Below are 12,750 nucleotides of genomic sequence, written 5' to 3' on the forward strand. Positions count from 1 at the left end.
ACCTAAGTCCACGGTATAGAGGCTCCTCTAGTTTAGTCATCGAAAGCCGTGTCGGCTTCCGCTACGATGGTCAGCTACTTGCCCAACTGTTTACTGGCCCAAGGGGCGAGCTGTTCGCGAAAGATCTTCGAGTTATGCCGAATGTCGGTTGGCAGGCGACCGGAGTGCACCAGGATATGTTGGATCGCGACTGTGATGGGATTGGCGTCGGCCAGTTGTTTGAGTTCGGTCAGCAGTTGATGCAACTGGGTTGAAACGCGCGGACGATGTTCGGGCCAAGGTTCGATGATTATAACCGGCTGTTGGTTACCCACTGGCCCTACACCCACCAGTGCGCTGCGATAGACGTGTGGATGAGTGTTGAAGATCGCTTCGCAAGGCTCGGTAAACAGGGGGCCATCGCTGGTCAGTACGCGATGTGCTTTGCGTCCGCAGTACCAGAATCGATCTTGCTGATCCAAGTAACCGACATCGCCCATACGATGCCAGATGCGCGGGCCGTCTTTGACTTTGTGTAAGGCGTTTTGATCCAAGCGCGTAATGTATTGAGTCGTAACCACATCGCCACAGACCATCAGTTCGCCAATTTCGCCGGTGGGCAAGCTTTCGGTCTCGTCGATGGTGGCCAGTGGTCCGTCATTGATTTTGATCACGCGCCACTGAATACCGGAGAAACGTTTACCGACGCAAGTCCCGGCTCCGCAGCGTGTCTTGGCCGCGGTCTCGTCCAAGACCTCGCGCGATTCGATGGAAGCAATCGGCAAGGCTTCCGTCGCGCCGTAGGGAGTAAACATTTCGCCTTCGCAGTGCATGGCCACACGCATTGATTCCAAGACATTTGGCGGAACAGGCGCGCCGGCTGACAGTGCGCGGCGCAGTGTCGGCACGCGCCGGCCGTGCTCCACGCAGTAGCGCCCCACTGCGGTCCACAAAGCGGGTGAACCAAAAGCCTGGTTGACTTGCCATTGATCGATGGCATCCAACAATCGCGGTGGATCGACATCTGCCGGCCGCGTCGGATCCATATCAGGGATCACCGTCGTCGTACCCATCACCGCATTGAACAGGCCAAACAGCGGAAAGCCCGATAGGTCTTTACCTCCGGGTTGAATTCCATAATGCTCGACCAGTTGATCCACTTGACTGTTAAACGTGCGATGTGTGTATAGCACACCTTTGGGAGGTCCAGTGCTGCCGGTGGTGAAGATGATGGCCGCAGGTGATGCGAGCTCGAGAGTCGGCGGCTCGTACAGCGACGATGGCGTGCGCTCCAGTTGCTGTAGCGTCGGTGCAGGCAGCAAACCAAACCGGCGACCAACCGTGACGTTCAATTTGGCTTGTGGGAAGCGATGGCGCAGGCACATGCGCACTAGTTGCCCCAGCGGAATAGCCACAAAGCCTTGAGGCTTGGTTTGCTCCAGACAAGCCACCAGGTTTCTGCGTCCCATGCCAGGATCGATCAACACCACCACCGCACCCGTCTTCAGCAGCGCAAAGACCAGGGCGATGAAGTCGATGCCGAAGCGTACGGCCAGCACGATGCGCATGCCGGGCTGAACACCCAAGGCTTGCAAGCCCGCAGCGATTGAGTTGGTGTGCAGTTCCAGCTGCGCGAAAGTCAGTTGTCGGTAAGGGCGACTAATGCCCGGTCGATAGGGACCCAGCGGAGCGGCCAAAGCCACGTTGTTGGGTTGCCTTAGCGCCTGCGCAGCCAGTCGGCTAGCGATGTTGACCGAGTACGCCATTGTTTGATTGGCTGGATTGACTGGCTCATCAACTTCTTTGCGCATGCAATTGTTCCAAATGATCGATCACCAGCTGAGCAATATCCAGCTTGAGCGCTTGTGCCGTGCCCCGCCAACCCGGCACAGCGTTGACCTCCAGCAACCTGATCGAACCGTCGCGGGCTGGCAACAGATCGATCCCCAGCAGCGAACCCCCTGTTACGGCCGCAGCACGCTCGGCCAAGTCGCGCTGGTCGTCGGTCAACTGATGAGCTTCGGCTCGACTACCTTGCGAAACATTGGTGCGCCAGTTGTCCGCTGTGGCCCAACGTTTGACGCTCAGTAGGTTCGAGCCAATCTTTAAAACGCGTATATCGTAGCCGAAGTGCGGAACGAACTGTTGAACATACAGCACGCATGACAATTGCCCAAGCGTACTGAAAACGCGCCAAGCCATATCTTTATCGGTCACGCGCAACAAGCCGCGTCCTTCGCCGCCGAAGAGTGGTTTTACCACCACATCACCACCCAGCCGCTCGTAGGCTTCCAAGGCTGCATCGCGGTTCTGACATGCAATCGTCGCTGGCAAGGCAATTCCTTGTGCAGCCAGCCGCTGTAGCGTCAGCCATTTGTCGATGGCGATCTCCAGCGTTCGCGGTGGGTTGAGTACCGGCACGCCGGCCGCTTCCACCCCTTGCAACACGTCCATGCGAAAGATCACTTGTTCCAATGATCCCAGGGGCATTGTGCGCACCACCAGACCATCCAACGCCAGTAAGTCCACTGCCTGCGACTGGTCGCCCGCGACTGTGGATACTACCTGCAAGCGACTGTGGACGCAGCCCGCCTGCGGCTCGCCTGACAATTCGACCGACAGCTCGGCAAACGACAGCACTTGAACATCGATTGGTCGTGGGCGGCGCGCGGCCGCCGTGGACAGCTCGCGCACATACGCCCCCTGCGGCGAACCCAGTATGCCTAACCGCTGCATGGGCTGGTACCGAAGGACTGGGCCAGCACATCGGGCCGCAACTGGCCGGCTACGAAACTGTTGCCACTCTTTAAATTTACCAGCGTGATCAGGGCTGGGCTGAATAATCCGGGATCGACTTTATAGAAGTCGTAATCGTAACGCTTGAAAGTTTCTGCGAAGGGCAAGCCAAAATCGCTTGACGAGTTGCTGGGCAATTTGGGCAGCAGTTCTTTTAGCTGCTGGTCGTCGCCTTCGATCCACAGCGTGACCATGCCAGCGTACAGAATCGCATCGTTGGTGCGGCCGATGCCTTGCGCGAAGTCGGGTGTCGGTGGCGGCAGCGGGGCCAGTCCATAGGCAGCGTGCACGGCACTCAAATCAAAGCCGAGCGCATGCAGTTTGTGCAGGCTGGTCTCGACGCTGCGCGCGACCACCTGCACGCAACCGGCCAGCGAACGTGTGGGGGCCACTGCCAGCCAGAGTTCGGCCGGCAGTACCTGGCATTGGTCAGCCATGCTGGTTGCAATATCGCAGCTGGGCAACTGGTCACATTCCAAAGTGCCAACTGCCAAGGCGGTGGGATCGTGAGCTTTGAGCTCCAAGAGAATCTCTTCGCGACCCCGTCGCACACGCATTGGCCCTGAACCCATGGCGAAGAACTTTTCATGTTTGACTGGCCAGCCGGCGTATTGAGCCAGCATGCAGGCTGCGACAGGTCGATGGGTGCTGACCTGAATCCAGGGACCGTTCGATAGCTGCGGATTGCCGGCTACGATCGAGATGTGAGCTTGATCGGCCATGGCGATGCGGGCCAGTTCAATGCCGGCTGCCAAGCCGCCTCGCGAGTGGACTCCAAAGTCCAACACATGCGCTCCGCAGGGCAAAACGTGATGGCCGATGGCCAGAGAATCGCGGGCGTGAGCAGAAGTTTCACAAACTGCCAGTGCTGCTTGATTCAGCCCTGCTGCTGAAATGTAATTTGAGGTCATAATGGAATCTAGTCGGCGGAACTCGTGGGATGCGTAAGGCACGATTATAAACACCGAGACTCAGGTCCATTGGCGTTGCAGACAAAAAATCGTCCCGACAAAAGCATGTGTACTTGCGCTGTGAGGCTGCATGAGATTTCTTGAATTCGAGCCGTTCGTTGTCGTGCTACTGAGCGCGATCCTTTTCTGGCTGCGCGCGACAATCGATCAACAGAAGGGATCGATTCTGGAAGCCATCGCGGTCACGGTGCCGATCGCCATTCATGCGACCATCGTCTTATTCAATAATCCCATCATCGGCCTGACGATGTTGGGGATGGAATTAACGCCGACGGTGGTGTTCGTATTCTTGTCGTTGCCTGCACTGGGCGCGGTGCGCTTGTCCGAACGCTTGTGGCGCGGCGAGCAGCCGCAACTGGCCGACATGTTTCGCCTAACGACCTTCACCGCTTTGGGCACGTTCGTGGTCAATCTGTTGCAGATCGATCAGCGAGCGATAGTCTTTGTCACCGTGATGACCTTGACGTATCTGATTGGCGATTTGTTGCGCACCTACCAGCGGCTGGCGCGGCGCATTTCGCTCTACGTGGTTACGATCGTGGCCTTGATCGTGATCGATGTGACCGTTCGCAATTTAGGGCTGAGGTTGCCCGCGCGCGACATGCCGCTGGTCATGGAGCTGCGCATGCCGGTGCTGCTGGGGTTGTTGACTGCGCCGCTAGTCTGGCATCGCCTGCTGGACAGGTCGTGGCTTTTCAATTGGTTGGGTGTGTGGTTACAGATTGTTCGCAATCGCTATGTGCGACCGATTGATGCGATGAGTCATCGTACGCTCTTTCGTTTGTGGCACTTTCGACAAGGCGTGTGTTATCTCAATCATGGTTCGTTTGGTGCGGTACCGTATCTAATTCAGCAGACACAACACGCTTGGCATCAGCGGTATCGCGCCGAGCCCATGGACTTGCTGGCTAGAACCACGGAACCGGCCTGGCAACGCGCTCGCGATCACCTGGCCTATTGGCTGGGTAGTCGCCCCGAAAATATGGCGCTGTGCGAGAATGCAACGGTGGCCATGAACGAGTTAGCAGGCTGGTTTCCACTAGCCCCTGGCGATGAAGTTCTGCTGACTAATCACGAGTATGGCGCGGTCAAACGCATTTGGCAGCGCAGGGCTGCGCGCTCGGGAGCCGAATTGCGTTATGCCCAGTTACCGCTACCCATCGAAGAGCCCGAGCAGATCGTGGCCGCCATCTTGAGTCAGTGTACTGAGCGCACGCGGTTGGTCGTGTTCAGTCACATCACTTCGCCGACAGCCATCGTGTTGCCAGTGGCCAGAATATGTGCAGAGCTGCGTTTGAGAAACATTGCTAGTTGTATTGACGGTCCGCACGCCTTGTTGCAGGAGCGCGTGCAACTGGAGCGGCTGAACTGCGACTTCTACACAGCCAGTTGTCACAAGTGGTTATGCGCGCCGCTGGGTAGTGGCTTTCTGTATGTGCATCCTAAATGGCACGACCAAGTGGAACCTTTGCGGCTCAGCTGGGGACGCTTGCCGCCGACCAGGCCGAGTGGTTGGGTGGACGAGCTGACGTGGGTGGGCACGCGCGACTACAGTTCTTTCTTGACGATTCCAGCGGCCATCGATTTCTTTTCGAAGTTTGAATACGAAGTGCTCGATAGTCGCAATCACCAATTGGCCTGTTACGCGCGCCGCGTGCTGAGCGATTTAATGGGCACCGCGCCCTTGGTCTCTGAGTCTCGCGAATTGATGGGCTGGATGGCCGCAGCCTGGTTGCCCACCAGCGGCAAGACAGGTGGTGACTTCAGCGGTTTACAAGACCGCTTGTGGAAACGCTATCGAATCGAAGTGCCCATCATGCACTTTGAAGGTCGCTATTTAGTTCGCGTCTCTTGCCACCTCTACAACACCACGCACGACATCGACGTCTTGGCTCGGGCGCTGACCAGCGAATTACGTTGAATTGGAACGAGATTCGCTTGCGGCTGTCGCAGGTTAAAGTCCTTGATCATTTAAGTGACTTGGCACCGTTTACCCAGGTTAAATTCTTGAAAAAAGTGCGGGATTGAACCTGGAGAGCGCCGATTAACCTTGCTGTCGGCCAAGCCTGGCCTATGATGAACATGCGGGTCTCGATGAGCCCGCAAAAATGAACTTCCAACCGTCATTCCGGCAGAGGGACCATAAACACGCGTTGGCCAAGATCAATAGTAGCAAGTGCAGTAGCACGCTCGGTCTTCGCCAGTCTCGCAGCGGCTCCGCTTTTTGCCGCCACCGGTTGGAAGCTTCGAAAATAGACCGTCAAGTGATCCACGTGGTTGCTTGACGGTTTATTTATTTTATCGTTTAACCCGTAGCCGACAGGCGAGGTGCACCTGCTAACCATACGCTGCGTTTACCTGAGCGTCTGCTTGCTTAAGATGATGACTTCACCACGCAAGGACAATTGCTGCGATTGCCTCGCCTTCGGCTACGGGTTAAACGAGTTAGCCGCGCAGGCGAGGTGTCCTCGTTTAACCCGTAGCCGCGCAGGCTAGGAGAACCCTCTAACCATTCGCTGCGTCTACTTCGATCGCGTAGCCTTCTGACAACTTGGCGTTATTGAACGCCGCCACCCATTACCGGTGTGAACGTGCCAGAGTTTTCAGTGGCGATTGTTTGCAATGTCAAACGGCCTTCTTCGCTCATCAAATGCACAGTGTGAATCGGGATCTGACGACGCTCGGTTGAGAAGCCGTTGAGGTTACGCAAGATAAAAAGCGTGTCGTCGCGCAGTTCGCCATCGGACAGCATAAAGATCGCATCAGGCTGCATTTCCAAGGCAGTCACCATGGCCTCAGCGGGCAACGTGCCCGGCCCCAAACGTCGCGTCGCCAACCAACGTTTCAGTCGAGTGCGTAGCTCGTCGCTGTTTTGATGATACTGCTTGCGCGTGGCCGGGGCGTTGAACATCAAAGTTGTCTTGTCGTCAAAGCAGATGACGAAAAATTTCTGATTGGGTTGCAACCGGCCGATGCTGTCGAGCAGTTCCTGGCAAGCATAGATCCAGCGATCGCCGGTCATGCTTTTGGAACTGTCCAGTACAAACACAAAACGTTCTCCAGTTGCGTAAGAGCCGAAGAAGTTGGCTCCAAGCTTATCGGAGACTTCGCCGACTCCCCCACCACCGCCGCCTAAGATGCCACCCGAACCACCCGGCCGAGCCGCCGAAGCAATGGCCGCCGTCAGCGTTGCGTCCAGTTTGGCCGCGCTGGCAGCCAAATCCGAACTCAAATTCAATTCGAAAGCCTGGGCAACCGGGGCGGCCACGGGTTTAGATTCTTCAGCCCCAGCCGGTGGTTCCAAGTTGTCGAGCTCGGAGTAATCGACTGAGACTTCATCGGCTCCAGCCAAGGTGGCCTGCAGCACCACCGCTACTTGTTCGGTCTGCGTAGCAATGTACGAAAGTGCCAAGAAAATCAGCAGGCACGTATGCACAATGCAGCTGATCAACACAGAAAGCGTGCCGCGCGCGTGTTTTTCTCGCCAGGCAAATCGCTCTGTGGCCACGAAGGTAACCCACCAATTGAAAGAACAATCGCTCAAACCACCACCGACCGATTATAGGCGATCTTCGCGAGAGGGAATAGTATTTTGCCCGTAGCCGAAGTCGCCAGACTTTGGACGCCGTGAGCTTGATTCATCCAATCTCTGGCGAGATCGGCTACGAGGTAATTCTCCCCAATTTCCCACCTGGACCTTTGTAGAGTGAGCTCACAGGCATTAACCTAAAGGAGTGTGACCGTCGGCGCTTGTCTACAATTCTTGAGGAGCCCCAATTCCGATGACCGTGGAAGAATCCCGTAACTTTGGGGCTCTGCAGACTAACATCGTCGATCGCGTGGCTGGGATGATGCTGGCTTTGGCCATCGTGGTCGGGTTGGCAGTGGTAGTGATGGGAGCCATCTTTCTGTCGCGACTGGAAATGTCGTCGCCCTCGGCCATTGTCTGGGAATTAGAAGACGAATCCGCGGCCGGTCGCGGTGATCATGCGGCTGGTTTTGCGCGCGATTTTGCGCCGCCTGGGCAAGAAGAGGTCGACCAGTTGACCGAGCCCACCTTGGAACAAACGCTCGAAGCAGTCACAGACGCGGTGACAAATATCGCTGCCTCGCTGGATACCATTGAATCGGCTTCTGACCAAAGCGCGGTGGGTAGCGGTCTGGGTGACTCGCGCCCGCCGGGGCCCTTGGGCGAAGGTGCCAATATCATCTCCCGCGCCGAACGTTGGCAACTGAAGTTCACCGCTCGCAATCTCAAAGGTTATGCAGCGCAGTTGGACTTTTTCAACATCGAACTGGGCGCTGTGGGTGGTTCGGCGCAAGTGGATTACATCTCCAATCTCTCCGGCAACCCCCAGCGGCGCAGCGGACCTGGCGATGCAGAAAAGCGGCTCTACTTTTTATGGCGTCAGGATGGTCCGCTGAAGGATTATGACACTCAACTAATGCGGGCAGCGGGTGTGGATACGCGCGGACGCGAGATCATCAAGTTCCTCAACCCCGACCTGGAAACGCAACTGGCCAGTATCGAAAAACAATACGCAGTTACGCAGAACAAACGCGACGTGAAGGCCAAAGAGTTTGCCCGCACCATCTTCGAATGCCGTCCCACCAGCGGCGGCTTTGAATGGGTGGTGATCGAACAGCGATTGCGCGTGGCTCCGAAATAGAAAACTAGTTCACCACACCAATACACTTGTCACCAAAACACTTGTCGGCTAGTAAACCCTAGAAAGAATTGGCAGTATGAAGGACTTCTACGATATCGTTGGCAAACTGGACTACGTCTTCATCACGGCGGTGGCCATGTGGGGATTGTACTGCGCGATCATGGTCGTCCAGCGCGTGGGCAGCAAGCGGTTCAAAACCGAAGAAGAGCAAGAACAGTTTCTCGAAGCCATCGAACCGGATTTGTCGGCTGGTAACTTCAAAGCCGTTCAGGAGTACTGCGAAGGCAATGAAAAAGCTCTGCCCACCATGGTGCAGCTAGCGATCCTCAATCGCGATCTGGGTTATGCCAAAGTTCGTCAGTTCGTCAGCGAACGTTTCCAGCGGGACGTGCTGGCTGATATGGATAACCGCGTGGCCTGGATCGCCACTTGCATCAAGACCGCGCCTATGCTCGGTCTGTTCGGTACGGTGCTCGGGATGCTGGGCGCGTTCGGTAACTTGGAAGCGGCCAGCAATCAAGATCCACAAGCTCTGGCCGGTGACATTCGCATGGCCCTGGAGCACACGGCCATGGGCCTGCTGGTGGCTATTCCGCTGATCATCGTCTTGGCCAGCGTGACCAATCGAATTCGCGAAATGGAACAGTTGGTGGCATCCGGTTTGACCCGCGTCATGAATGCGCTCAAAGAAGGCATCGATACTAAATCGTCGATGCGTTCACGCAACGCCGTGTAAGTCGTAGCCTCGGCCGCCAGGCCGTGGCCACTGGGAATAAACTCAAACTAGCGAGATTCTGGCAATGGCAGGTGGTGGCGGGGGTTCAGCGATTCCGAAACGCAAAGCGGCCGCGCATGACGAAGACGAAATTGCCGTGCGCGAAACGCAGCCCGTGGATGACGAAATCGACTTTACGCCGATGGTGGACATTGTGTTTCTGCTGCTGATCTTTTTTATGGTCAGCACCAAGATCACTCGCTCGCCTCAAGTCGATTTGCCCAAGTCCTACAACGGCAAGAACGTAATTGAAAAGGAATTCGTAATCGTGGCTTTGAAGAAAGGCACCGAAGCCAGTCCCGAAGTGGTCCGCATGGATGGCACGGCTTTCTCGAGCGATGTTGAACAGCAAGAAGCGGAAATCGCTGAGTACGTCGAACGCGAACTTTCCAGTGAACGCAGCCAGGTCCTGGTCAAAGCTGCCGGAGATGTGCGCTACGGAGAGGTCGAACGGGTTCGGCAAGCCATCGCCAACGTCTTAGAAGAAGGTCAAACGGTTCATATTGCCGTGAAATAAACGATGTCAGTTCGATTCAAGTGTCCCAGTTGCCAAGCGGTTCGCAACCTGCATTCTAGGATGATGGGTAGAGAGATTCGTTGCCCGGAATGCGAAGCACCCGTACTTATCCCGTCGCAAGAAGAGATCGATGCGGCCAAGGCTGAACGCGAAGCCGAAAAACGCTTTATGGAAGCGGCCAAACAGATTGCCGCCACCGGTATCTACGATCCACCGGAAGCTCGACTGCAGCAAGTCACCGCGACACCAACCGCCCAGCTGACGCTCAAGCCCCGGCGGCCACGACCCGCTGATGACGACGATGAAGAGTTTGAACCGCTGTTTCAGCGCCGCACGATGCCGCACGATCACATCGACATGACGCCGATGGTGGACATCACTTTTCTGCTGTTGATCTTTTTTATGAGCACCGCCAACTTTACCTTGCAAAAGGCTTTGCAAGTGCCCGTGCAGAAAGATCAAAAAGCCAGTACTCGCGCAGTGCAGGTGGCTACCGACCAGACTCAGGATTCGGTCACCGTGCAAGTCGATGAAAATAATGCGTACATGATTCTGATGCCCGATGGTACGGATCGCGAAGCGGCCAGCCGACCCGACCTAATGTTAGCGTTGCAAGAAGCCCGCGACTCAGCCACCAGTGGTGAGCCACCCGATAAGTTAGTCGTCGAAGCGCATCGCGATTGTGTGCACAAAGCGGTTGTTACCGCGCTGGATGCTGGGACTGACACCAAGTTCGAGCGATTTCAAGTTAACGTAGTAGATCAGTTCGAATAAAGCCCGAGATAATGAACCAATCGCCCACCCGCCCACCCGCCCGCCCTCAGCCGACGGCAGTTCTAATACACTCGTCATTGTATTAGCCGTCGTGGCTGGCCCTGCTGAACTACGAATCGGCCTACAAGCGTTTTCCGGCTCAGTGTGGTATCAATCGCGAGAATCAACCCACATGTAGTTGGCGTGTGTCGATACTTCCCTATCTGGAAAACATCGAGCTTTACGAACGCTTTAAGATGAACGAGTCGTGGCGGTCGAGCTGCCGGAACATTCTGAACCGTGGCTAGAAACCGAGGGGCTGAGCATCGACGATGCCATCAAATACATTCGGGCCAGCCAGAATCCGTCCGAGATCTTGCTGCTAATGATGGATGGCAGCATGGTCAAAGTTGGCCAACTAACCGATCAGGACTTGAGATACATGATGATGTGCGACGACGGTCACCTCGTTCACTTTTAGTCTCCTTTCGCTCCGCGAAAGGCAAGGCACTTCTCTCGCAAAGCCCACCGGCCCTGCAACATCGCTCGCCTTGCAACTCCCTGACCTCCGTGAACGCAATTTCCTTTTGCGGAGCAAAAGGAGACATAGGTTATGGCTTGGGCACGTAGTGAAACTGCCCTTTGTTTTCGTCGGCCAGTTGCCGCATCAGCTGTTGTCCATCGAGCGAATGATAGGCGATCGGATGGATGGGAACGCGGACTTGTGGTCCGCTGATCAAATCATCGATCAGGTTGATTTCGCGCACGTATCCGCAGACATCCACTTTGGTCACGCCATCGGTCAGCAAGTAGATGGCATCCGGTTGGCGCTGGATTGCCCAAGCCAGGGCTTGAGTAGGTGGGCCACCTCTAGCCAGTTTGACCGTTTCCATCCAGCGCCGCGCGTGATCGATATTTTCTTTGGTAGCCAACAGACCGTGAGTGGCCGGTTGGCGCGTGCCGGGTTCGGGGATGGCATGCATCTCGAAGTCGAAGAACACGATGTAGAACTGCTGCGTTGGCTTGAGCGTCATCAGGGATCGCAGCAGTTCTTGCTTGGCCGATTCCCAGGCCTGGCCGCGCATACTGCCAGAGCTATCGACCACGTAGCAAAAGTAGTTGCCACCGGTACCGGCACCGAAGAACTTACCGCCCATCTGCCCGCCGCCGCCTCGGCCGAGCCCGCCACCACGTGCGCCACCAGAACCCGACGAGGCACCGCCTTTGCCGACAGCCGAGGCGATGCTGCTGGCCGCCGACGGGGCACTTACCGCGTCGCTCAGTGATGCCGCGCTGATCGATGGAGTCAGCTCGCTGATGGCACTGGTGCTGGCCGGCGCATCGGTGGATACAAATTCTTCGGCGGCCGCTGGTGCTTCCAACTCGGCCATCTCCAGTTCACTACCCAGCTCGGGCACTTCCTCGCTGACTTCGACGGCTTGCAGCACCTGCGCTCCCAAGCTGGCCGCTGCGTCTTGCTGGTGATAGGTGATCGTGCCTAAAGCCAAGAACAGAATTGCATGTCCGATCAAGCTGAAGCTCAGGCTGCCCCAAAATCGCTTTGGATGTTTGGTCGCCGGTTCCTGGCCCGTGACCGCGCTCAGTTCCAGGGCCTGGGCCAACGCCGGATCGAAGTCAATCGACTCGGGCGCTGCTGGCTGCTCCGCCTGTTCTACCTGTTCATTGCTAACCTCATCGCAATCTTCAACGATCGATCTGTCCGGCAACTCGTTCGGTGGAAGCTGGTGGCCGATCTCGTTAGAGATTGGATCTTGATCTTGTCCTCGGTCGTCCCAAGGCCAGGTCTCGTCGGCATGCGCAGCCAAGCGCTGTTGCGCATGAGGCAAGTAAGTGGACCAACCGGCCGATGGCAGCGGTTCGTCGCGAGCCCTGTGTGGGCCGCGCAGCGTTTCGTGCGCAGGTTCGCTCACCCAAGCTGCTGTCGTTGAAGCGACTGTGACCTGTGGCCTGGTCGTTTCCCCTGGCAGCGTTGTGGCTTGTTCCAGTTGCTGCAGCCACTCATCCAGTCGACTGGCATCGCCTTGTTCAGCTTGCTCGATCGCTGCCCGCAACTGCAGAACTTGAGCGGCCAGCTTGGCGGCTTGGGCTTGATGTTCCAAGACGTTGAGAATGTTTCGACCACGTGCAAGCAACCGCGTGGCCGAATCAGTTTGCGTTAACGCAGGATCTTCTTCCAGCTGGACCGGGAGTTCCATGGCTGTGATTCCTTAGAAGCCTCATTGTTCCTGTCGCAGTCGATTTTCGAAATCTGAGCAAACCCCTTCTGAC

12 protein-coding genes are annotated in these 12,750 nt (G+C 56.6%); 7 read left to right on the forward strand and 5 right to left on the reverse strand.

The features are described 5' to 3' along the window. Nucleotides 1–74: 74 nt before the first annotated feature. Genes SH573x_RS00760 through mch form a run of 3 tightly spaced genes read right to left on the reverse strand, consistent with a single transcriptional unit; the run spans nucleotide 75 to nucleotide 3,686 of the window. Nucleotides 75–1,790, reverse strand: a complete 1,716-nt coding sequence (locus SH573x_RS00760; protein ID WP_479352380.1) for a fatty acid CoA ligase family protein — start codon at nucleotides 1,788–1,790, stop codon at nucleotides 75–77. Continuing rightward, on the reverse strand, nucleotides 1,774–2,715 hold the full coding sequence (locus SH573x_RS00765) for an ATP-grasp domain-containing protein (RefSeq protein WP_479352381.1): 942 nt from the start codon (nucleotides 2,713–2,715) through the stop codon (nucleotides 1,774–1,776). The genes SH573x_RS00760 and SH573x_RS00765 overlap by 17 nt, the downstream gene beginning before the upstream one ends. Continuing rightward, nucleotides 2,703–3,686 (reverse strand): methenyltetrahydromethanopterin cyclohydrolase, encoded by a 984-nt coding sequence (gene mch, locus SH573x_RS00770; RefSeq protein WP_479352382.1) that lies wholly within the window; start codon nucleotides 3,684–3,686, stop codon nucleotides 2,703–2,705. The genes SH573x_RS00765 and mch overlap by 13 nt, the downstream gene beginning before the upstream one ends. Nucleotides 3,687–3,816: 130 nt before the next feature. Between mch and SH573x_RS00775 the strand changes: the two genes are divergently transcribed. Then, nucleotides 3,817–5,667, forward strand: a complete 1,851-nt coding sequence (locus tag SH573x_RS00775) for an aminotransferase class V-fold PLP-dependent enzyme (RefSeq protein WP_479352383.1) — start codon at nucleotides 3,817–3,819, stop codon at nucleotides 5,665–5,667. A 636-nt stretch (nucleotides 5,668–6,303) separates the two neighbouring features. On the opposite strand, the gene SH573x_RS00780 is transcribed toward SH573x_RS00775, so the two are convergent. After that, nucleotides 6,304–7,290 carry a vWA domain-containing protein gene (locus tag SH573x_RS00780; protein ID WP_479352384.1) on the reverse strand — a complete coding sequence of 329 codons (987 nt, stop codon included), beginning with the start codon at nucleotides 7,288–7,290 and terminating at the stop codon, nucleotides 6,304–6,306. 238 nt (nucleotides 7,291–7,528) lie between these two features. On the opposite strand from SH573x_RS00780, the gene SH573x_RS00785 reads away from it, so the two are divergent. The 6 genes from SH573x_RS00785 (at nucleotide 7,529) to SH573x_RS00810 (ending at nucleotide 10,942) form a co-directional block, all read left to right on the forward strand. Beyond that, nucleotides 7,529–8,416, forward strand: coding sequence for a hypothetical protein (locus SH573x_RS00785; protein ID WP_479352385.1), 888 nt, complete (start codon nucleotides 7,529–7,531; stop codon nucleotides 8,414–8,416). A 76-nt stretch (nucleotides 8,417–8,492) separates the two neighbouring features. Further along, the gene (locus tag SH573x_RS00790) at nucleotides 8,493–9,152 is read left to right on the forward strand and encodes a MotA/TolQ/ExbB proton channel family protein (RefSeq protein WP_479352386.1); all 660 of its coding nucleotides are present in this window, start codon (nucleotides 8,493–8,495) and stop codon (nucleotides 9,150–9,152) included. Nucleotides 9,153–9,216: 64 nt separating this feature from the next. Further along, entirely contained in the window at nucleotides 9,217–9,708 is a 492-nt protein-coding gene (locus SH573x_RS00795; RefSeq protein WP_479352387.1) for an ExbD/TolR family protein, read from the forward strand. Nucleotides 9,709–9,711: 3 nt separating this feature from the next. Then, nucleotides 9,712–10,482, forward strand: a complete 771-nt coding sequence (locus SH573x_RS00800) for an ExbD/TolR family protein (protein WP_479352388.1) — start codon at nucleotides 9,712–9,714, stop codon at nucleotides 10,480–10,482. Between the two features lie 149 nt (nucleotides 10,483–10,631). After that, the gene (locus SH573x_RS00805) at nucleotides 10,632–10,769 is read left to right on the forward strand and encodes a DUF1559 family PulG-like putative transporter (RefSeq protein ID WP_479356841.1); all 138 of its coding nucleotides are present in this window, start codon (nucleotides 10,632–10,634) and stop codon (nucleotides 10,767–10,769) included. After that, nucleotides 10,730–10,942: a hypothetical protein gene (locus SH573x_RS00810; protein WP_479352389.1), complete on the forward strand. Its 213-nt coding sequence runs from the start codon at nucleotides 10,730–10,732 to the stop codon at nucleotides 10,940–10,942. The genes SH573x_RS00805 and SH573x_RS00810 overlap by 40 nt, the downstream gene beginning before the upstream one ends. A gap of 130 nt (nucleotides 10,943–11,072) precedes the next feature. Here the strand turns inward: SH573x_RS00810 and SH573x_RS00815 are convergent, their stop codons facing one another. Further along, complete coding sequence (locus SH573x_RS00815; RefSeq protein WP_479352390.1) at nucleotides 11,073–12,677, reverse strand: vWA domain-containing protein; 1,605 nt, start codon at nucleotides 12,675–12,677, stop codon at nucleotides 11,073–11,075. Nucleotides 12,678–12,750 lie beyond the last annotated feature (73 nt).

Source organism: Rania fehmarnensis, from assembly GCF_056494185.1.